This window comes from Streptomyces sp. NPDC035033 (genome assembly GCF_040636735.1).
GTDB lineage: Bacteria > Actinomycetota > Actinomycetes > Streptomycetales > Streptomycetaceae > Streptomyces.
In genome coordinates this window covers 21021-41385 of the sequence record NZ_JBEZUZ010000011.1, presented here as the reverse complement: position 1 = coordinate 41385, position 20365 = coordinate 21021, and the positions used below count along the sequence as shown (strand labels likewise).

Genomic DNA, 20365 nt, shown 5'->3' with positions numbered 1-20365 from the left:
TAAATATGACCGATATGCGGCATTGCGTGATCGAAGGTCGCCGAGTGTTATCCACAGGTCCGCGCGGGGGCGGTGGCCGAAGCCGTCGGACCGGTCCAGAATCGGGACTGTGAGCCGGACCACACCGCGGTCCGGCTCGGCGCGCCCGCACCCGTGAGGGACGGGCGCGTGGGGACGGCCACGGGACGGACGACGGGAGGCGGCAGCCGTGAGGACAGCGACACTGGGACCCGCCGAGCGCGCCGGGGCGCTCGCGGCCATGGCCGGCCGCGAGCTGGACGTGCTCGTCGTCGGCGGCGGGGTGGTCGGCGCCGGCACCGCCCTCGACGCGGTCACGCGCGGGCTCTCCACCGGCATCGTCGAGGCCCGCGACTGGGCCTCCGGCACCTCCAGCCGCTCCAGCAAGCTCATCCACGGCGGACTGCGCTACCTGGAGATGCTCGACTTCGCCCTGGTCCGCGAGGCGCTCAAGGAGCGCGGCCTCCTCCTCGAACGGCTCGCCCCCCACCTGGTGAAACCCGTCCCGTTCCTCTACCCCCTCCAGCACCGGGGCTGGGAGCGGGTCTACGCGGGCTCCGGCGTCGCCCTGTACGACGCCATGTCCGTCTCCTCCGGCCACGGCCGCGGCCTCCCCGTCCACCGCCACCTCAGCCGCAGGGGCGCCCTCCGCGTCGCCCCCTGCCTGCGCAAGGACGCCCTCACCGGCGCCCTCCAGTACTACGACGCCCAGATGGACGACGCCCGCTTCGTCCTCACCCTCGTCCGCACCGCCGCCTCCTACGGCGCCCACACCGCGAGCCGGGCCCGCGTCACCGGCTTCCTCCGCGAGGGCGAGCGGGTCGTCGGCGCCCGCGTCCAGGACGTCGAGACCGGCGGCGAGTACGTCGTCCGGGCCAAGCAGATCGTCAACGCCACCGGGGTGTGGACGGACGACACCCAGGCCCTCATCGGCGAGCGCGGCCAGTTCCACGTCCGCGCCTCCAAGGGCATCCACCTCGTCGTCCCCAAGGACCGGATCCACTCCACCACCGGCCTCATCCTGCGCACCGAGAAGTCCGTCCTCTTCGTCATCCCCTGGGGGCGGCACTGGATCATCGGCACCACCGACACCGACTGGGACCTCGACAAGGCCCACCCCGCCGCCTCCAGCGCCGACATCGACTACCTCCTCGAACACGTCAACACGGTGCTCGCCACCCCGCTCACCCGCGACGACGTCCAGGGGGTCTACGCGGGCCTGCGGCCCCTGCTCGCCGGCGAGTCCGACGCCACCAGCAAGCTCTCCCGCGAGCACACCGTCGCCCACCCGGTGCCCGGTCTGGTCGTCGTCGCCGGCGGCAAGTACACGACCTACCGGGTGATGGCGAAGGACGCCGTCGACGAGGCCGTGCACGGCCTCGACCAGAGGGTCGCCCCCTGCGTCACCGAGGACACCCCGCTGATCGGCGCCGAGGGCTACCGGGCGCTGTGGAACGCGCGGGCCGGGACCGCCGCCCGCACCGGCCTCCACGTCGCCCGGGTGGAGCACCTGCTCGACCGGTACGGCTCCCTGGCGGAGGAAGTCCTCGCGCTCGTCGCCGAGGACCCCTCGCTCGGCGAACCGCTCGCGGCGGCCGACGACCACCTGCGCGCCGAGGTCGTCTACGCCGCCTCCCACGAGGGCGCCCGCCACCTCGACGACGTCCTCACCCGCCGGACCCGGATCTCCATCGAGACCTTCGACCGCGGCACCCGCAGCGCCCGCGAGTGCGCCGAGCTGATGGCCCCGGTCCTCGGCTGGGACGCGCGCCAGATCGAGAAGGAGGTCGCGCACTACGAGAAGCGGGTCGAGGCGGAGCGCGAGTCGCAGCGGCAGCCCGACGACCTGACGGCGGACGCCGCCCGGCTCGGTGCGCCCGACATCGTCCCGATCTGACGGGGGCTCCGCCTGACGGTACGTCCGGGACGGGAGGGAACCCGGGGGCCGCGGTGGCGCGTCGTCCATCCGGAGTACGGACCCGGGGGCGCCGCCCGCCGCGCGGTGAGGGACAATGGCGTCTCTTCCAGGGCGGGTTGCCGCAGCGTGCGGAGTGCGGCGGGCGCGGCGGAGATCAGGGATCGCAGAGGGGACGCATGTCGGAGTCGGAGCAGTCGCGGGACACGGCGAAGGACCCCCGGCGGGACGCCGCCGCGGGGGCCGCGACCGACGGCGGGCGGGGGACGGTTCCGGCCGCGCGCGAGGCGGCACGGGACGGGGCGGCACAGGACGCGGAGACCGCGGACGGGGGGACGGCGGCCGGGAGCGGCGCGCCCGAGCCCACCGGGCCGCAGGACGCGGGCCCTCGGGACGCGAAGCCCGACGCCGGGCCGCAGGACGCGAAGCCGGCGGCCGCTCGGCGGGTGCCGGGGACCGAGCCGTCCACCGGACGGGCCGGTTTCGGTGCCGGGGACGGCGACGGGCAGCGGCCCGCGGCCGACCGGCTCCGCAAGGGCGCCGCCTCCACCACCGCCGAGACCGAGGGCCGGCTGCTCGCCGGCCGCTACCGGCTCGGCGCCCTTCTCGGCCGCGGCGGCATGGGCACCGTCTGGCGCGCCGTCGACGAGACCCTCGGCCGCACCGTCGCCGTCAAGGAACTCCGCTTCCCCAACAGCATCGACGACGACGAGAAGCGCCGCCTCATCACCCGGACCCTGCGCGAGGCCAAGGCCATCGCCCGGATCCGCAACAACGGCGCCGTGACCGTCTACGACGTCGTCGACGAGGACGACCGTCCCTGGATCGTCATGGAGCTCATCGAGGGCAAGTCGCTCGCCGACGCCGTGCGCGAGGACGGCGTCCTCACCCCGCGCCGCGCCGCCGAGGTCGGCCTCGCCATCCTCGACGTGCTGCGCTCCGCGCACCGCGAGGGCATCCTCCACCGCGACGTGAAGCCGTCCAACGTCCTCATCGCCGACGACGGCCGCGTCGTCCTCACCGACTTCGGCATCGCCCAGGTCGAGGGCGACCCCTCCATCACCTCCACCGGCATGCTCGTCGGCGCCCCCTCGTACATCTCGCCCGAGCGCGCCCGCGGCCACAAGCCCGGCCCCGCCGCCGACCTGTGGTCGCTGGGCGGCCTGCTGTACGCGGCGGTCGAGGGCAGCCCGCCGTACGACAAGGGTTCCGCGATCGCGACCCTCACCGCCGTCATGACCGAGCCCGTCGACCCGCCGAAGAACGCGGGCCCGGAGCTGGAGCAGGTCATCTACGGCCTGCTCGCCAAGGACCCGGCGCAGCGGCTCGACGACGCCCGCGCCCGGGTGCTGCTGCGCGCCGTGCTCGACGCCCCCGAGGCCGCCCCGGAGCCGTCGCCCGAGGTGACCAGGATCGTCCCGCTGCCGACCAGCCCCGAGCGGGAACCGGCGGCCGCGACCGTCGCCCGCGAGAAGGCCCCGGAGCCCGCCGCCGACCGGGTGAGGGGCGCCCTCGCCTCCGTACGGAACGCGGCCGCGGCGGCCAAGGCCGAGGCGAAGGCGAAGGACCGCGCCAAGGAGAAGGGCAAGGAGCAGGCCCGTCCCGTGCCGCCGCAGGGCGGCCCCCGGACGGCGCCGGTCCGCGCCCCGCTCACCGACGTCGTCCCCCGGCGCACCCTGGTGATCATCGCCGCGGTCGCCGTCCTCGCCGTCCTCGGCACCATCCTCGCCGTCTCCCTGAGCGGCGACGACAAGGGCGCCGAGGGCAAGGGCGGCGACACCACCGTCTCGGCCGGGACCACCGCCGGCGGCGACGGCGGCTCCGGTGCCGAGGGCAACTCGGGCGGCTCGTCGGGCGACCCCACCGAGCAGGGCGGCGCCCAGCCCGGCGCCGACGGCTCCACGGGCGACAACGGCACCGACGGGGCCGGCGGCGCGGCCGCGAACGGCTCCACGGACGGCTCCACCGGCCAGACCGGCACCACGCCCACCGCCAAGCCCAGCGGCGGCACCGGCCCCGCGCTCCCCGCCGGCTACAAGACGGTCACCAACGACCGCTTCCACTTCTCCATGGCCATGCCCTCCGGCTTCACCATGCGGCCCATAGACGGCTACAGCGGCGGCGCCATATGGAGCGAGAACGGCGGCTTCCCGCGCGTCCAGGTCGACTTCAACGCCAGCCCCAAGGACGACGCCAAGGCCGCCTGGCTCGCCGCCGTGGGCAGCGTCCGCCTGACCAGCACCGCCTACAAGCACATCCGCGTCGACGCCGTCTCGTACAAGGGCTACCCGACCGTCGCGGACTGGGAGTTCGAGCGGACTCAGAAGGGCATGCGGGTCCACGTCCTCAACCGCGGTTTCAAGGTGGACGCGAAGCGCGGCTACTCGATCATGGTCAGCTGCAAGGCCGAGGAGTGGAACGGAGCGGAGTGCAGGACGCTGCGCGAGACGGCGTTCGCCACGTTCAGCCCCAAGGACTGACCGACGCCCGTATCGTGAGGGGCGGGGGACGACCGAAGCGCGGGGGGAGGCGCAATGGACGAGTACGCGGGAAGGGTGCTCGCCGAGCGCTACCGCCTGCCGGTCCCGCCCGGCGGCGCCGACGCCCTCGTCGAACTCGTCGAGACCCGCGCGTTCGACACCTACAGCGGCCAGGAGGTGCGGGTCCGTCAGGTCCCGCTCCCCGAGATCGTCGACGCCGAGGTCCTCGGCGAGGGCCCCGCGCCCGCCGGCCCGTACGCGGGCGGGGGCGGGGCCACCCGCAGACCGGCCGAGCCGGTCGTGCGCCGGGCCGTCGAGGCGGCCCAGGCCGCCGCCCAGATCCCCGACCACCCCTTGCTCGACCAGGTCTTCGACGTCTTCGCGGAGGCCGGCTCGCTGTGGATCGTCAGCGAGCACGTGGCCGCCCGCCCCCTCTCCGCGCTCCTCGCCGAGGGCCCACTCAACCCGTTCCGCGCCGCCGAGATCGCCGCGGACGTCCTCACCGCCCTGCGCGCCCTCCACGCCCACGGCTGGGTCCACCGCAACATCACCGCCCGCACGGTCCTCGTCTGCGACGACGGCCGCGTCCTCCTCACCGGCCTCGCCGCCGGCGCCGCCGAGGAGGCCCTCTGCGGCTACGCCCCCGTCCCGGACCCCGAGGACCCGGCCTTCCGCCCGCCGACGCCGGACCACGAGGCGTACGGGACCTATGAGGCGGACGAGACGTACGAGGAGCCGGAGGGGGACGGGGCGTACGAGGAAGCCGTCGAGGCGTACGAGCCCGAGACGTACGAGCCCGAGACGTACGAGCCCGGGGCGGCCTACGACGCCGGTGAGCTCTACGAGACCGGCGTGTACGCGGCTCCCGAGCCGGAGCCAGAGCCGTCGCCGGAGCCCCTTCCGTACGGCGCCGACCCCTACGGCCGGGCGACGCCGGTCCCGCGCCCCGCGGCCCCGTCCGAGGCCCCGGCGGTGCCGCCCGGCGCCGATCTGCGGGCGGCCCGGGCGGGGGCCATCGCCGCCTACCGCGCGGCCACCCGCGCCGCCGCCGCGCGGCTCGGCGACACCGGCCCGCTGCCGGAGCAGCGCCCGGCCGAGCCCCGGCCCCGGCCCGAACTCACGCACCAGTCCGACCCCGAGCCCGCCCCCGACCCCGCTCCCGAGTCCCCGACCGCGCCGTCCGGGCTCCCGGAGGCCACCCGGCCCGGGCCCGCCCCGCAGTGGTGGGCGCGCGCGGCGGACGACGAGGACGACGACGAGGGCGAGGACGAGGAGGACGAGCGGCCTTACGGCGGTCCGCGTCCGCCCCGGCTGATGCTCAAGGGCACCTGGAGCGACGGCCCGCACGCCTCCCGGGACGGCTCGCCGCCGGTCCCGGCCGGCGGCGGTCCCGTGCTGCCCGGCTCCGGCCGGCCCGCGCTGCCCGCCGGCTACACGGCCGCGACCCCGGAGCCCGCCCGGCCGGGCCCGCCGCCCGCCGGGGCCGCCGTCCCCGCGCAGCCCGGCCCGGCGGGGGAGCGGTACCGGGGCCCGGCCACCCGGCTCGCCGCCGAGCGGGCCCGGCAGACCCGGATCGCGGTCGTCGGCGCCGTCACCGAGCGCTGGGCGCCCGAACAGGCCGGGCCCGTGCACGAGAACTGGCGGCTCGCCCCGCCCATCGGCCCCGCCACCGACCTGTGGGCGCTCGGCGCCCTGCTCTACCGGGCCGTCCAGGGCCACGCCCCCTACCCCGAGGACAACGCGGCCGAACTGGTCCAGCTGGTCTGCGCCGAACCGCCCGCCTTCGCCGAGGAGTGCGGCCCGCTGCGTCCGGTGGTCGAGTCCCTGCTGCGCCAGGACCCCACCGAGCGGCCCGACTTCGAGGAGCTGCGCGGCTGGCTGCGCTCGCTGGTCCGCTCCGCGCCCGAGCCGGAGGCGGACCTCGCGGCCGCGCCCCCGTCGCCGTTCGACGCGAAGCGGCTGCCGATCCTGCGCCGCCGGGGCGAACTGGTCCGCCGCCGGCGCGCGGCCGCCGGTTCCGGGCGCCACCGGCACCGCCGCGCCAAGGACGCCCGGGGGAACCGGCCGCCCGCGCCCGCCCCCGTACCCGAGGAACAGCCGCCCACCGAGCGGTTCCAGGCGCACGAACAGCCGTACGAGCCCCACCGGGCCCACGACGGCCACGACTCCTACGGCCACGACTCCTACGACCACGTCTCCTACGACCACGCCCGCGAGGACGTCGGGCCCGAGCCCCCGCGCGCCCCGCGCTCCCTCGGCCGGCGTCTGCTGCTCCTCGTCCTGCTGCTGCTCGGCGGTGCCCTGACGTACGTCGCCGTCGCCCTGCCCGGCGCGGGGGAGGAGCCCTCCGGCGCCCGCCCGACCGGCACCGGGACCACGGCGCCGGCCACCGCCCCGGCCACCCGGGCACCGGACACCGCCCCGCCCCCCGCCACGACCGCCCCCGCCGCCCCGCCCACCGGGTCGGCCCCGCCGTCCGCCACCCCCTCCGCGCCCGGCTCCTCCGGGCCCGCCCTCGCCGCCGGTTACGCGCTGCGGGAGGACCCGGAGGGCTTCCGGATCGGGGTGCCGCGCGACTGGCGCCGCAGCCCCATCAACGACGCGGGACAAGTCCGCTACACCGGCGGCGACTTCACGATGATCGTCGTCCCGGGCCGGGACAGCGTCCGGGACCACGGCTCCGACCCGCTGGAGTACCAGAACTCCAAGGAGCGCGAGCTGGAGCCCTACCGGCAGTCCAGCTGGTCGCAGTTGGTGAAGGCCCGGCGGGTGGACATCGGCCGCACGCCGACCGCCGAGGGGCACTACACCTGGCTCGACAGCACGGGCCGCGAGGTCTTCGTCCGCAACCTCGCCCTGATCGACGACGGCCGCTACTACGTCGTCCAAGTCATCGGACCGGAGAGCGAGCGGGACAAGGTCTCGGAGGTCTACGACGAGGCCGTGAAGGGCTTCCGCCCGGGCCGCTGACCCCGTACGCGCCCCGCCGCGCCCCCTTCGCGCCCCCGCCACCACCCCTCCGTCACCCCCCGCCGGTCACGGTGGTGTTCCTTTGCGGGCCCCGAGGTTCCGTCCTCCGTCCCCTCCTCCGTAACCTGGCATCCGAAGCTACGGGGCGGGGGCAAGTGGAACACTCTCAGGGCACAGGTGCGGGTCTGCTGCTCGCCGGGCGGTACCGGCTCGGCGAGTCCATCGGGCGCGGCGGCATGGGCAAGGTCTGGCGCGCGCACGACGAGGTGCTGCACCGCGTGGTGGCGGTGAAGGAACTGACGGCGGGTCGGTTCGTCGCCGAGGCCGACCGGCTGGTGCTGCACGCCCGTACCCAGAAGGAGGCGCGGGCCGCCGCCCGGATCTCCCACCCCGGCGTGGTGACCGTCCACGACGTCCTCGAACACGACGACCGGCCCTGGATCGTCATGCAGTACGTCGACGGCCCCTCGCTCGCCGACGCGGTCAAGGAGGCCGGGACGATCGCGCCGCGCGAGGCGGCCCGGGTCGGACTGCACGTCGTCGGCGCGCTGCGCGCCGCGCACGCGGCCGGGGTGCTCCACCGGGACGTGAAGCCCGGCAACGTCCTGCTCGCCCGTGACGGACGGGTCCTCATCACCGACTTCGGCATCGCGGCGATCGAGGGCGACTCGACCATCACCCGGACCGGTGAACTCGTCGGTTCCATCGACTACCTGGCGCCCGAGCGGGTACGGGGCGGCGACCCCGGCCCGGCCTCCGACCTCTGGTCGCTCGGCGCCACCCTGTACACGGCGGTCGAGGGCACCTCGCCGTTCCGCCGCACGTCCCCGATCAGCACCATGCAGGCCGTCGTCGGCGAGGAGCCGCCCCACCCGGCGAACGCGGGGCCGCTCGCCTCCGTCATCGTGGCCCTGCTGCGCAAGGACCCGGACCAGCGGCCGCGCGCGGACGAGGCCGAGCGGATGCTGCTCGACGCCATGGAGGGGCGCAGCCCGGAGACGGCCCAGGCGTACGTGCCGACGCAGCGGATGTCCCGGGAGACGGCCGCCGCCCCGGAGGACGCACCGGCGCCGTCCCCGGCCCCCGCGACGGCCGTGTGGCCGAACCCGGCCCAGGCGTCCGCCGGCCGGCGCCCGCCCCAGGCCCCGCCCGCCTCCCCGCCCACCGCCGTCCCCGCCGCGCCCTTCCCCGCGCCCGGCTCCGGCGGCGGGAAGGGCCGCTGGCGCTCCGCCGTCCTCACCGCGGTGCTCGCCGCCGCCGTCGCGGGCGGCGCCGTCTTCGCCGTGATGCAGTACGGGGGCGGCGGCTCCGGCCCCGGCCCCCGGCCGACCACCGGCGTCAGCACCGGCCCCGCCCCCACCGCCGACCGCAAGGGGATCGCGGCGGACGACGTCCCGGCCGGCTGGCGCAGGGTCGACGACCCGGAGGGCTTCAGCCTGGTCGTCCCGGACGGCTGGAAGCGGCAGAAGGACGGCGCGAACATCGACTACACCCCGGACGGCGGCCGCCACCGCATCCGGATCAGCATCGACGGGAGCCCCGACTTCGAGAACCCGTACCTGCACGTCCTGGACCTGGAGAAGACGCTCCGGAAGCGGATGGACTACCAGCGGGTGTGGCTGAACCAGAACACCTACCGCGATCAGGTCAAGTCCGCGCTGTGGGAGTTCACCTGGACCGAGCGGCAGAACTTCCCCGGTCCCCGGCACGCGATCGACCAGGTGTACTACGCCGACGACGGCACCGAGTACGCGATCTACATGTCCTCGCCGGAGTCGAGCTGGGAGACGACCCGACAGCAGTTCGACGTCGTCCTCCAGCACTGGCGGGCGCCCGGCGAGTGACCGCCGAAAAATCTTCGCGACGGCCTTCCCGGGCCGTAAGCCCCTGATCAGGGCTTATCCGCCAGTGATCACTGGCATGATGTGCGCGGCTGGTGAAAACGCGTTACCGGCGGGTACCCAAAGACCGGAACGCCGCTTACGCTCGGCGTCATGACGGACTCGCAGGCCCCCGCCGCCCTCACGGTTCCCGCCGACGACGACGCCGCGCCGGCGGCCCGCCCCGCCGCCCCGGCGGGCGCGACCAACCCGGTCGCCCCCGCCCCGGCCGGCGCCCGTACCGCCGCCGACGTGGTGACGCCCGACCTGGTCGCCCGGCTCACCCGCGGCGTCATCGGCTCCGGCCGCACCGCCAACCACACCCCGTTCACCGGGAAGAAGCTGGCGGACCTGCCGGAGGCCACCCCCGAGGACGTCGCCGAGGCGTTCGAGCGCGCCCGCGCCGCGCAGGCCGCCTGGGCCGCCACCCCCGTCCGGACCCGCGCCGCCGTGCTGCTCCGCTTCCACGACCTGGTCCTCGCCCGCCAGTCCGAGGTCCTCGACCTCATCCAGCTGGAGACCGGCAAGGCCCGGCTGCACGCCCACGAGGAGGTCCTCGCGGTCGCCGTCGCCGCCCGCCACTACGGCCGCAAGGCGTCCTCGTACCTCCGTCCCAAGCGGCACACCGGCGTCGTCCCGACCCTCACCAAGGTGACCGAACTGCGCCAGCCGCGCGGGGTCGTCGGCCAGATCGCCCCCTGGAACTACCCCCTCGAACTCTCCGTCGGCGACGCCCTGCCCGCCTTCGTGGCCGGCAACGCCCTCGTGATGAAGCCCGACACCGAGACCGCGCTCACCGCGCTCTGGGCCCGCGACCTGCTCGTCGAGGCCGGCCTCCCGGCCGAGGTCTTCCAGGTCGTGCTCGGCGAGGGCCCGGTCGTCGGCCCCGAGGTCGTCCGCCACGCCGACTACGTCTCCTTCACCGGCTCCACCCGCACCGGCCGCGAGGTCGCCCAGGGCGCCGCCGCCCGCCTCGTCGGCGTCTCCCTCGAACTCGGCGGCAAGAACGCCATGCTGGTCCTGGAGGACGCCGACGTCGAGAAGGCCGCCGCCGGCGCCGTCCGCGCCTGCTTCTCCTCCGCCGGCCAGCTCTGCATCTCCATCGAGCGCCTCTACGTCCACGAGTCGATCGCCGACGCCTTCGTCGAGCGCTTCGCCGCCCGCACCCGGGCCATGCGGCTCGGCACCTCCCTCGCGTACGGCGCCGACATGGGCTCCCTCGTCGGCGAGCGGCAGCTGGAGACCGTCAGCCGGCACGTCGAGGAGGCCGTCGCCAAGGGCGCCACGCTGGTCGCCGGCGGCGTCGCCCGCCCCGACATCGGCCCGCTCTTCTACGAGCCGACCATCCTCGACGGCGTCGAGGCCCCGATGTCCGTCTGCGCCGAGGAGACCTTCGGCCCGGTCGTCTCGATCTACCGCTTCCGCGACGAGGACGAGGTGATCGCGCGCGCCAACGCCACCCCGTACGGCCTCAACTCCTCCGTCTGGACCACCGACTCCCGCCGCGGCCACGCCGTCGCCGCCCGCCTGCGCACCGGCACCGTCAACATCAACGAGGGGTACGCGCCCGCGTACGGCAGCGTCCGCGCCCCGATGGGCGGCATGAAGGACTCCGGCCTCGGCCGCCGCCACGGCTCCGAGGGCATCCTCAAGTACACCGAGGCCCAGACCGTCGCCCAGCAGCGCCTGATGCCGCTCGCGCCCTCCTTCGGGATGGACGACGAGAAGTACGCGGCGGTGATGAGCCTCTCCCTGAAGGCGCTGAAGGCCCTCCGGCTGAGCTGACGCCCCTCCCGCACCCCTGCCCGTTCCGCCCTTTTCCTCACGAGGAGAGCCATGTCCGCGGTACCCCCTGCCCGAAATCACGACGAGGACGACGCGTACGACTACGACGTCCTCGTGGTCGGCTCCGGCTTCGGCGGTTCGGTCACCGCCCTGCGGCTCACCGAGAAGGGGTACCGGGTCGGCGTCCTGGAGGCCGGCCGTCGCTTCACCCGGGAGACCCTGCCGAAGAACTCCTGGGACCTGAAGAACTTCCTGTGGGCGCCGGCGCTCGGCCTCTACGGCATCCAGCGCATCCACCTGCTCGGCAACGTGATGGTCCTCGCCGGCGCGGGCGTCGGCGGCGGCTCCCTCAACTACGCGAACACGCTGTACGAGCCGCTCGCGCCGTTCTTCGACGACCCGCAGTGGAAGGACATCACCGACTGGCGGTCCGAACTCGCCCCGTACTACGACCAGGCGAAGCGGATGCTGGGCGTCCGGCTCAACCCGACGATGACCCCCTCCGACGTGCACCTCAAGGCCGCCGCCCAGGCCATGGGGATCGGCGACACCTTCCACATGGCGCCGGTCGGCGTCTTCTTCGGGGACGGGCGGGACGCCGACGGGACGGCGAGGGCGAAGCCGGGCGGCGAGGTCGCCGACCCCTTCTTCGGCGGCGTCGGCCCCTCGCGCAAGGCGTGCACCGAGTGCGGCGAGTGCATGACCGGCTGCCGCCACGGCGCCAAGAACACCCTCAACGAGAACTACCTCCACCTCGCGGAGAAGGCGGGCGCGGTCGTCCACCCGATGACCTCGGTCGTCGCCGTCACCGAGGACTCGCGCGGCGGCTACGCCGTGAAGACCCTCCCCACCGACGACCGGAGGAAGGGCCGGGGCCGCACCTTCACCGCCCGCCGGGTGGTGATCGCCGCCGGCACGTACGGGACCCAGACCCTGCTGCACCGGATGAAGGACACCGGCCTGCTGCCCCGGATCTCCGCCCGGCTCGGCGAGCTGACCCGCACCAACTCCGAGGGCCTGGTCGGCGCCCAGACCACCGACCGCCGCTACCGGCGCAAGCACGGCAAGGCCAAGGTCGACTTCACCCGCGGCGTCGCCATCACCTCGTCCGTCCACCCCGACGAGAACACCCACATCGAGCCGGTCCGCTACGGCAGGGGCTCCAACTCGATGGGCGGCCTCACCGTCCTCCAGGTCCCCTACGGCGCCCACCGGGTGCGCGGCTGGGCCCTCAACATGGCCCGGCACCCCCTCCTCGCGCTCCGCTCGCTCTCCAACCGGCGCTGGTCCGAGAAGACGATCATCGGTCTGGTCATGCAGTCCCTCGACAACTCGCTGACCACCTACCGCAAGCCCGGCGGCATCGGGAAGGGCCTGCTCACCGCCCGCCAGGGGCACGGGGCGCCGAACCCGACGCAGATCGAGGCGGCGACCCGGGCCGCCACCCTGATCTCCGAGGAGATCAACGGCTTCGCCGGGTCGAACATCGGCGAGCTGATGGGCACCCCGCTGACCGCCCACTTCCTCGGCGGCTGCCCGATCGGCGCCGACGCGGAATCCGGCGTCATCGACCCGTACCACCGGCTCTACGGCCACCCCGGCATCTCGGTCGTGGACGGCTCGGCGGTCTCCGCCAACCTCGGCGTGAACCCGTCCCTGACGATCACCGCCCAGGCGGAGCGGGCCATGTCCTTCTGGCCGAACAAGGGCGAGGAGGACCCGCGCCCCCGGCAGGGCGAGGGGTACGTGCGGCTGGCGCCGGTCGAGCCGAAGTCGCCGGCGGTGCCGGCCGAGGCGTTCGGCGCCCTGCGGCTGCCCTTCCTCGGCATCCCGGCGGTCCCGCCGAAGAAGGAGTCCTGACGGCCGGAGCCGGAGAGACGGAAAGGGCGCTGCACCCCCCTCCGAGTGCAGCGCCCTTCCGGCTTTTCGGTGTTGCTGCATAGATGACCTCCGGCCCCCGCCTTTGGTTGTAGGCGTTGCCCAGGATCTTCGTGTGACGCGCGTCACATGATGGGGGAGGGGTGTGAAAAGGGGCCCGCACCGCGATTCCGGTCGCGGTACGGGCCCGGGGCCGGCACCGGTGTCAGGGCAGCGGCGGCGCCGGGCGGAGCGGCGCCGGGGGCGCCGCGTCGGGGGAGGGGGGTCGAGGGGACGGTCGAGGGGGACGGTCGTACGGTTCGGGTACTGGTGCCGGGCCGCGGGGACCGCGACCGGTGAGCCGGGTGCGGCCGGCCCCGGGCGTCCCCGGGACCGACCGCCCTTTCTGGGTGACCGGGCTGCTGTCCCCTGCCGTCCGGTCACGCGCGCTGGAGCGAGGTCCCACGACGTACGAGAAGCACGTCACACGCTCCAGCGAAGCCACGCGTGGTTTCTACGGGCCCGCCCCTGGCTGGCACGGACACCCCGCTCAACGAAGCCCGGCGGGCGCCGGTCACGCGCCGTACGGGTGAGACCGGCCCCGAACGCGGGTGCGGGCACCCACTCAGACGCGTCCCGCCCGCACCCCCGGCCCCGGCCGCGTCCCCCGGCCCCGGCCGCACCCCGGCCGCACCCCCGGCCCCGGCCGCCCCTCAGACGCGGCCGCGGCACAGCTCCAGCATCGTCATCGCCAGCGCCGTGCCCGGCTTGCCCAGCGCGTCCCGGTAGCGGGCCAGGACCTCCATCTCGCGGGCCAGGTTCACCCGCCGGCCGCCGGAGGAGATCCGCGCCTCCTGGATCACCGCCGAGACCGCCATCCGTTCCTGGATGAGGCCGATGATCCGGTCGTCGAGCGCGTCGATCCGCTCGCGGGCGTCGCCGATCAGCGAGGCCGCCTCGTCGGTGCGGGCGCCGGTCTGCTCGGTGAGGGTCTTCGTGGTCATCTGGGGCTCCTGGTGGTGAGGGGGCCCCGGATCGGCACGGCCCGGGAAACGCAGGACGCCCCGGGCCTTGTCGGCCCGGGGCGCCTGGGAAGTCGCTTGTCAGTTGCTCAAACAGCACGACCATGGCAGCCGGTGGGCCGGTTGCCATAGGTAAACAGGAAGGTCGAGTGCTCGCGCATGGCGCCCAGTATGGACCCCGCGCTCCGGGCCGGGGCAAGTCGGGCCCGGATGGTGAGACGAAGGACACCCGCGTTCGGATGGTGAGACGAAATGAGCCATCCGCACGCCGGTAGAATCGACAAATAGCCCCCCTGTCGGGGGAACCGCTCCTACCGCCGGAAGGCCGCCGTAGTGTCCTCAGCGCCCCCCGCTGCCGCGCCCGACGTCTCCAACCCGGACGTAGTCCTCGTTGTCGACTTCGGCGCCCAGTACGCCCAGCTCATCGCCCGTCGCGTCCGTGAGGCGCGGGTCTACAGCGAGATCGTCCCTTCCACCATGCCGGTGGCCGAGATGCTGGCCAAGAACCCCAAGGCGATCATCCTCTCCGGCGGCCCGTCCTCCGTGTACGCGGAGGGCGCCCCGCGCCTCGACCGCGAGATCTTCGAGGCCGGCGTCCCCGTCTTCGGCATGTGCTACGGCTTCCAGCTGATGGCGACGACCCTCGGCGGCACCGTCGACAACACCGGCGCCCGCGAGTACGGCCGGACCCCGCTGCACGTCTCCAAGGCCGGCTCCACCCTCTTCGAGGGCACCCCGGTCGAGCAGTCCGTGTGGATGTCGCACGGCGACGCCTGCTCCGCCGCCCCCGAGGGCTTCACCGTCACCGCCTCCACCGACGTGGTCCCGGTCGCCGCCTTCGAGAACGACGAGAAGAAGCTCTACGGCGTCCAGTACCACCCCGAGGTGCTGCACTCCACGCACGGCCAGCAGATCCTGGAGCACTTCCTCTACCGCGGCGCCGGCATCGAGCCCAGCTGGACCACCGGCAACGTGATCGAGGAGCAGGTCGCCGCGATCCGCGCCCAGGTCGGCACCAAGCGCGCCATCTGCGGCCTCTCCGGCGGCGTCGACTCCGCCGTGGCCGCGGCCCTCGTCCAGAAGGCCATCGGCTCCCAGCTCACCTGCGTCTACGTCGACCACGGCCTGATGCGCAAGGGCGAGACCGAGCAGGTCGAGAAGGACTTCGTGGCCGCCACCGGCGTCCAGCTGAAGGTCGTCGACGCGCAGGAGCGCTTCCTCACCGCCCTCGCCGGCGTCTCCGACCCGGAGACCAAGCGCAAGATCATCGGCCGTGAGTTCATCCGCGTCTTCGAGCAGGCGCAGGCCGAGATCATCGCCGAGGGCGCCGCCGACGGCGAAGAGGTCGCCTTCCTCGTCCAGGGCACCCTCTACCCGGACATCGTCGAGTCCGGCGGCGGCACCGGCACCGCCAACATCAAGTCCCACCACAACGTGGGCGGCCTCCCCGAGGACCTGGAGTTCCAGCTCGTCGAGCCGCTGCGGCAGCTCTTCAAGGACGAGGTCCGCATGGTCGGCCAGGAGCTCGGCCTGCCCGAGGAGATCGTCCAGCGCCAGCCCTTCCCCGGCCCCGGCCTCGGCATCCGCATCGTCGGCGAGGTCACCAAGGAGCGCCTGGACCTGCTCCGCGAGGCCGACGCCATCGCCCGCGAGGAGCTGACCGCCGCCGGTCTCGACCGCGAGATCTGGCAGTGCCCGGTCGTCCTGCTCGCCGACGTCCGCTCCGTGGGCGTCCAGGGCGACGGCCGCACCTACGGCCACCCGATCGTGCTGCGCCCGGTCTCCTCCGAGGACGCCATGACGGCCGACTGGTCGCGCCTGCCGTACGAGGTCCTCGCCAAGATCTCCACCCGCATCACCAACGAGGTCGCCGACGTCAACCGCGTCGTCCTCGACGTCACCAGCAAGCCCCCGGGCACCATCGAGTGGGAGTGACCCCTCCCGCTCCCTGAGCCCGGCCGAAGCCGCCGCCCCCGCGAAGGGCGGCGGCTTCGTCGTGTTCACGTCCGGCCTCTGGTGACTTGACCGGCCGGGCGTTACCTTCCCGCGCATGAGCGAGATACCGGCCCCCGTCCCCGTCGACCGGCTCCACTTCGCCATGCCGCCCGTCCACGCGACGGCCGAGGAGGAACGCGCCCACCGCAAGCAGCGGCTCGCCGGCGCGCTCCGCCTCTTCGGACGGCTCGGGTACGAGGAGGGCGTCTCCGGCCACGTCACCGTCCGCGACCCCGAGTACGACGACTGCTACTGGGTGAACCCCTTCGGCGCCCCCTTCGGCGACCTCACCGCGAGCGACCTCGTCCTCGCCAACGGCGAGGGCCAGGTCGTCCTCGGCGACCAGCACGTCAACCAGGCCGCCTTCACCGTCCACGCCGCCGTCCACCGGGCCCGCCCGGACGCCGTCGCCGTCGCCCACACCCACTCCACCCACGGCCGCGCCCTGGCCGCCCTCGGCGAACTCCTCGACCCCCTCACCCAGGAGGCCTGCGCCTTCTATCAGGACCACGCCCTCTACGACGCCTACACCGGCGTCACCGTCGACGCAGAGGAGGCCCGCCGCATCGCCCTCGCCCTCGGCCCGTTCAAGGGCATCGTGCTGCGCAACCACGGCCTGCTCACCGTCGGCTCCTCCGTCGACGCCGCCGCCTGGTGGTTCATCGCCATGGACCGCTGCGCCCGCATCCAGCTCGCCGCCCGCGCCGCCGGCAAACCCGTCCTCATCGACCACAAGGACGCCGTCGCCACCCGCGAACAGCTCGGCAGCGACCTCGTCGCCTGGATCAACTACCAGCCCCTCTGGCGCAGGATCAGCCGAGCGGAGCCCGAACTCCTGTCGTAACACCATCGCTTCACCCTTCTGTACGTCAATGGGATGGCGCGGCAATCACTCCTGAGCGGGGCGCACGCGGCCCTCCCGAGCCCCCTTGGTGCGGCACAATTCCGAGGAATCAGCGGCACGTTGGGCTCGGGAACTCGGGAAGTGGCGGCACCGTGGCGGTTCAAGAGGCGAGACAGTACGGCGGGCGCCACGGCGCCGCCGACCACCCGACGGCCTGCGCCGGCTGCGCCCACTGCGGCGAGACCGGCCACCGCCGCGCCGTCGCCGCCTTCCTCGCCCGCCGCGAGGAACTCGCCGCCGGCCACGGCGTCCCCGCCGCCGTCGCCCACTCCCCGGTCGCCGCCCGCCAGTGGGTCTCCGACGAGCTCGCCCAGTCGGCCCGCGCCGTCACCGCCCACGGCCGGGAGGCCGGACTCGCCTGGCTCGCCCGCGTCCGCACCGGCAGCATCGCCGCCGTCTGGGCCGCCGTCCTCGCCCTCCTCCTCGGCCAGGCCCTCACCGCCCTCGGCACCGGCTGGACCGCCACCCGCACCGCCGGCCTCTGCGCCGCCCTCCTCCTCGCCGTCCCGCTCACCGCCGCCGCTCGCGCCCACCGCGCCCGCGGCGGCCTCCTCGCCCCGCTCACCGGCGAGGACAACCGGCTCTCCACCACCCGCGCCGTCGCCGCCGCCTGGCTCCTCTTCCTCTGCTACGCCCTCCTCTTCCTCGCCTTCCGGCCGCCCGCCGCCACCCCCTTCGGCCTCTCCGGCGCCGCGCCCTTCCTCACCGTCCTCGCCCTCGTCTCCGCCGTCGCCGTCACCGCCCGGCTCGTCGTCTCCACCCGGATCGCCGCCCTGCGGCTCCAGAAGGTCCGCGCCGACCGGCCCCGCGCCGCCGACCTGCTCTGCGACGACAACGGCCGCGCCGACCTCGCCGACGTCCAGTACGTCCTCGTCTCCGGCGCCGTCCTCGTCCACTCCGCCGTCCGGCTCGCCGCCGACCCCGTCCGCCTCCCCGAACCGCCCTGGTCCCTCGCCCTCCTCGTCGCCGTCTCCGCCGCCTGGCACCTCGCCGCCAAGTGCACCGAGGGCGGCCGGCCCGCCGTCCACGCCGTGGTCCGCGCCCGCGAGGCCGGCGACCTCGACGCCCCCATCCGCACCGGCGACGACATCGAGATCCGCGGCCACGGCTTCGTCCCGCCCGGCGCAGCCGCCCCCGACCCGCTCACCCGGCTCGTCGTCCGCATCGGCCCGGTCCACGCCCACGTCCCCCTGGTCCCGGTCCCCGGCGGCTTCGCCAACCCCACCGACACCGTCCTCACCGTCCCCCTCCCCGCCGACGTCGAGCCCGGCCGCGTCGAGGTCTCCGTCGTCACCGCCGCCGGATTCGAGACCAACCGGGTCACGATCGACGTCGTCGACTGAGCATCCGGCCCCTCCCCGTATCCCCGCACAGGACAACCGGAGACAATCGTTCCGCGAACAGTCGTCCGGGGTGTGGAGAGGTGACCGAAGATGAGCGAGTACACGGACCGCCCCGGCGGAACATCCCGGAGGAACCGCGCGGACGCCTGGAAGGCCACCGCCTCCCGCTACGCCCTCCTCCCGCTCCGGATCTTCCTCGGCGTCACCTTCGTCTACGCCGGCCTCGACAAGCTCACCGACCCGGCCTTCCTCGCCGACACCGGCACCGGCTCCATCGGCGAGACCATGCGCGGCGTCCGCGACTCCGCCGCGATCCCCGCCCTCGTCGACCTCGCCCTCCACAGCCCCACCGGCTTCGGCTACGCCATCGCCCTCGGCGAGATCGCCGTCGGCCTCGGCACCCTCCTCGGCCTCTTCGCCCGGGTCGCCGCCCTCGGCGGCGCCCTGATCTCGCTGAGCCTCTGGCTCACCGTGAGCTGGCAGGTCCAGCCCTACTACCTCGGCAACGACCTCGCCTATCTCATGGCCTGGCTGCCGCTGCTGCTCGCCGGGGCCCCGGTGCTCTCCGCCGACCGGCTCCTCGCCGAACGCCGCCGGACGCCGTAGGCCACCCAGGTCACCAGACCGGCCACCCACAGCGCGCACCACATCACCGGGAGCGCCAGCCACCACGGGGCCGACCAGGCGCCGGCCAGCTCCCCGCCGTACGCCCCGGCCAGGCCGAGCGCGGCCACGCCGACGACCAGCCGGCCCGGACGGAACTCATGAAGCAGCACGGGTGACCTCCACCTGTCCGAGCCCGACCTCCAGCGAGAGGTCCAGCGTCCCCGCCGGGTCCGTCCCGGCGGGCGGGTTCAGCGTCCGCGTCTCGTCGCGGTCGGGGGCGACGTCGATGTCGTTCGGCGCCTGCCCCGGCAATTGCAGGTCACCGAGGCCCACCTGGGCGCGGAGCTCCACCACCACGTCCTGCGCCACGATCACCTCCAGCTTTCCCGCGCCGACGTCCACCGCCGTCGACACCGTCCTGCCCTCGGGCACCGACAGGCGGGACAGGTCCAGCGTCCCCACCCCCGCGCCCAGGTCGTACTGCGGCCGCACGGCGGCCACCGTGGCCGGCGTCCACGTCTCGCGCGTCCAGTCCGTGGTGATCTTGTCCGGCAGGGCGACCGCGCCGGCGAGGAGCGCCGCCGTCACCACCGTCTGGAAGATCGTCCCGAAGCCGGTGCGCCCCAGGAAACTGCTGATGACCAGACCCAGGCCGAGCACCGCGAGCGCGGCCGCGAGTCCCGTCGCCAGGCTGGTGCCCAGCGGCTGCGACTCCCACGTCAGGGCCGTGCCCGTGATCGCGGCGGCGATCGAGAGCAGATCGACGAGACCGGCGATCGAGTACGGGCTGCGCCGCACCGAGGGCTCCGGCCGCCCTCCGGCGGCAGGACCCCACTGGCGGCCGGGCTTCGGCACCTCGCCGCCGACTCGGCCCTCCTCGTCGACGATGCCGTGCGGGCCCCACAGGTAGCCGATGGCCACCTTGCCCGTCGACCCGTCCTTCACGATCGGGTCCCGCCACCACGAGCTCATCTCCCTCTCGAGGAACGTCAGCGGTGGGGCCTTCGCCTCCGGCGGCACCGGGACCCGGCCGTGCGGGGCCGCGGGCTTCGCCGCCGGATCGCCCTCGGCCTCCCCGACGACCCCGCGCCGCTGCGACCAGTACGCGGCACCGGCCGTCACCAGCGTCAGCGTCACCGCGAAGCCCATCAGCGAGCCCGTCCGCAGCATCGACAGGAAGATGCCGCAGCCCACCAGCGCCATGAGTATCGCCGCGAGCGAGGCACCCGACACCCGGCCGGTCAGCAGCCGCCGGCCCTCGCTCTCCTCCTCGCCCGCGAGCGGGATCAGCAGCCACGCGAAGCCGTAGAAGACGAGGCCTATGCCGCCCGTCACCGCCAGCACCGCCAGCACGACCCGGAAGATCACCGGATCCATGTCGAACTGCCGGCCGAGACCGCCGCAGACCCCGCCGACCACTCGGCTCGTGCGCGAGCGGCGCAGGGGAGCGGCCGGCACGGTGCCGGCCGCGGGCGGGGCCTCGTGCTGCGTGTGCTGCGAAGGCGTCGAACTCGTCATGCGTCCATGGTGACCGCCCGTGACCCCGGGACGGCACCGGGAACGACCCTGGCGCGACCCTGATATTCGACG

Annotated in this window: 12 protein-coding genes; 10 read left to right on the top strand and 2 right to left on the bottom strand. The window is 74.6% G+C overall.

Going from position 1 to position 20365, the window contains the following annotated elements:
- Window positions 1–208 precede the first annotated feature (208 nt).
- The 6 genes from AB0E83_RS07280 (at window position 209) to AB0E83_RS07255 (ending at window position 12908) form a co-directional block, all read left to right on the top strand.
- A complete protein-coding gene (locus AB0E83_RS07280) occupies window positions 209–1915 on the top strand; it encodes a glycerol-3-phosphate dehydrogenase/oxidase (RefSeq protein ID WP_362107259.1) in 1707 nt (568 codons plus the stop codon).
- A 197-nt stretch (window positions 1916–2112) separates the two neighbouring features.
- Window positions 2113–4413 carry a protein kinase gene (locus AB0E83_RS07275; RefSeq protein WP_362107256.1) on the top strand — a complete coding sequence of 767 codons (2301 nt, stop codon included), beginning with the start codon at window positions 2113–2115 and terminating at the stop codon, window positions 4411–4413.
- A gap of 54 nt (window positions 4414–4467) precedes the next feature.
- Entirely contained in the window at window positions 4468–7383 is a 2916-nt protein-coding gene (locus AB0E83_RS07270) for a protein kinase (RefSeq protein WP_362107253.1), read from the top strand.
- Between the two features lie 155 nt (window positions 7384–7538).
- Entirely contained in the window at window positions 7539–9227 is a 1689-nt protein-coding gene (locus AB0E83_RS07265) for a serine/threonine-protein kinase (protein ID WP_362107250.1), read from the top strand.
- Window positions 9228–9377: 150 nt separating this feature from the next.
- On the top strand, window positions 9378–11048 hold the full coding sequence (locus AB0E83_RS07260; RefSeq protein WP_362107247.1) for a succinic semialdehyde dehydrogenase: 1671 nt from the start codon (window positions 9378–9380) through the stop codon (window positions 11046–11048).
- A gap of 51 nt (window positions 11049–11099) precedes the next feature.
- Window positions 11100–12908 carry a GMC family oxidoreductase gene (locus AB0E83_RS07255; protein WP_362107244.1) on the top strand — a complete coding sequence of 603 codons (1809 nt, stop codon included), beginning with the start codon at window positions 11100–11102 and terminating at the stop codon, window positions 12906–12908.
- Between the two features lie 710 nt (window positions 12909–13618).
- Here AB0E83_RS07255 and AB0E83_RS07250 read toward each other — a convergent pair.
- Window positions 13619–13909, bottom strand: coding sequence for a chorismate mutase (locus AB0E83_RS07250; RefSeq protein WP_362107241.1), 291 nt, complete (start codon window positions 13907–13909; stop codon window positions 13619–13621).
- 351 nt (window positions 13910–14260) lie between these two features.
- Here AB0E83_RS07250 and guaA point away from each other — a divergent pair, with 351 nt between their 5' ends.
- From guaA to AB0E83_RS07230, 4 genes are all read left to right on the top strand, one after another.
- Entirely contained in the window at window positions 14261–15862 is a 1602-nt protein-coding gene (guaA, locus tag AB0E83_RS07245; protein ID WP_362107238.1) for a glutamine-hydrolyzing GMP synthase, read from the top strand.
- 115 nt (window positions 15863–15977) lie between these two features.
- Window positions 15978–16766, top strand: a complete 789-nt coding sequence (locus AB0E83_RS07240; RefSeq protein ID WP_362107236.1) for a class II aldolase/adducin family protein — start codon at window positions 15978–15980, stop codon at window positions 16764–16766.
- A 152-nt stretch (window positions 16767–16918) separates the two neighbouring features.
- Complete coding sequence (locus AB0E83_RS07235) at window positions 16919–18169, top strand: hypothetical protein (protein WP_362107234.1); 1251 nt, start codon at window positions 16919–16921, stop codon at window positions 18167–18169.
- 90 nt (window positions 18170–18259) lie between these two features.
- Window positions 18260–18775: a DoxX family protein gene (locus tag AB0E83_RS07230; RefSeq protein ID WP_362107231.1), complete on the top strand. Its 516-nt coding sequence runs from the start codon at window positions 18260–18262 to the stop codon at window positions 18773–18775.
- Between the two features lie 156 nt (window positions 18776–18931).
- Here AB0E83_RS07230 and AB0E83_RS07225 read toward each other — a convergent pair whose 3' ends face one another.
- Window positions 18932–20293, bottom strand: a complete 1362-nt coding sequence (locus AB0E83_RS07225; RefSeq protein ID WP_362107228.1) for a PspC domain-containing protein — start codon at window positions 20291–20293, stop codon at window positions 18932–18934.
- Window positions 20294–20365 lie beyond the last annotated feature (72 nt).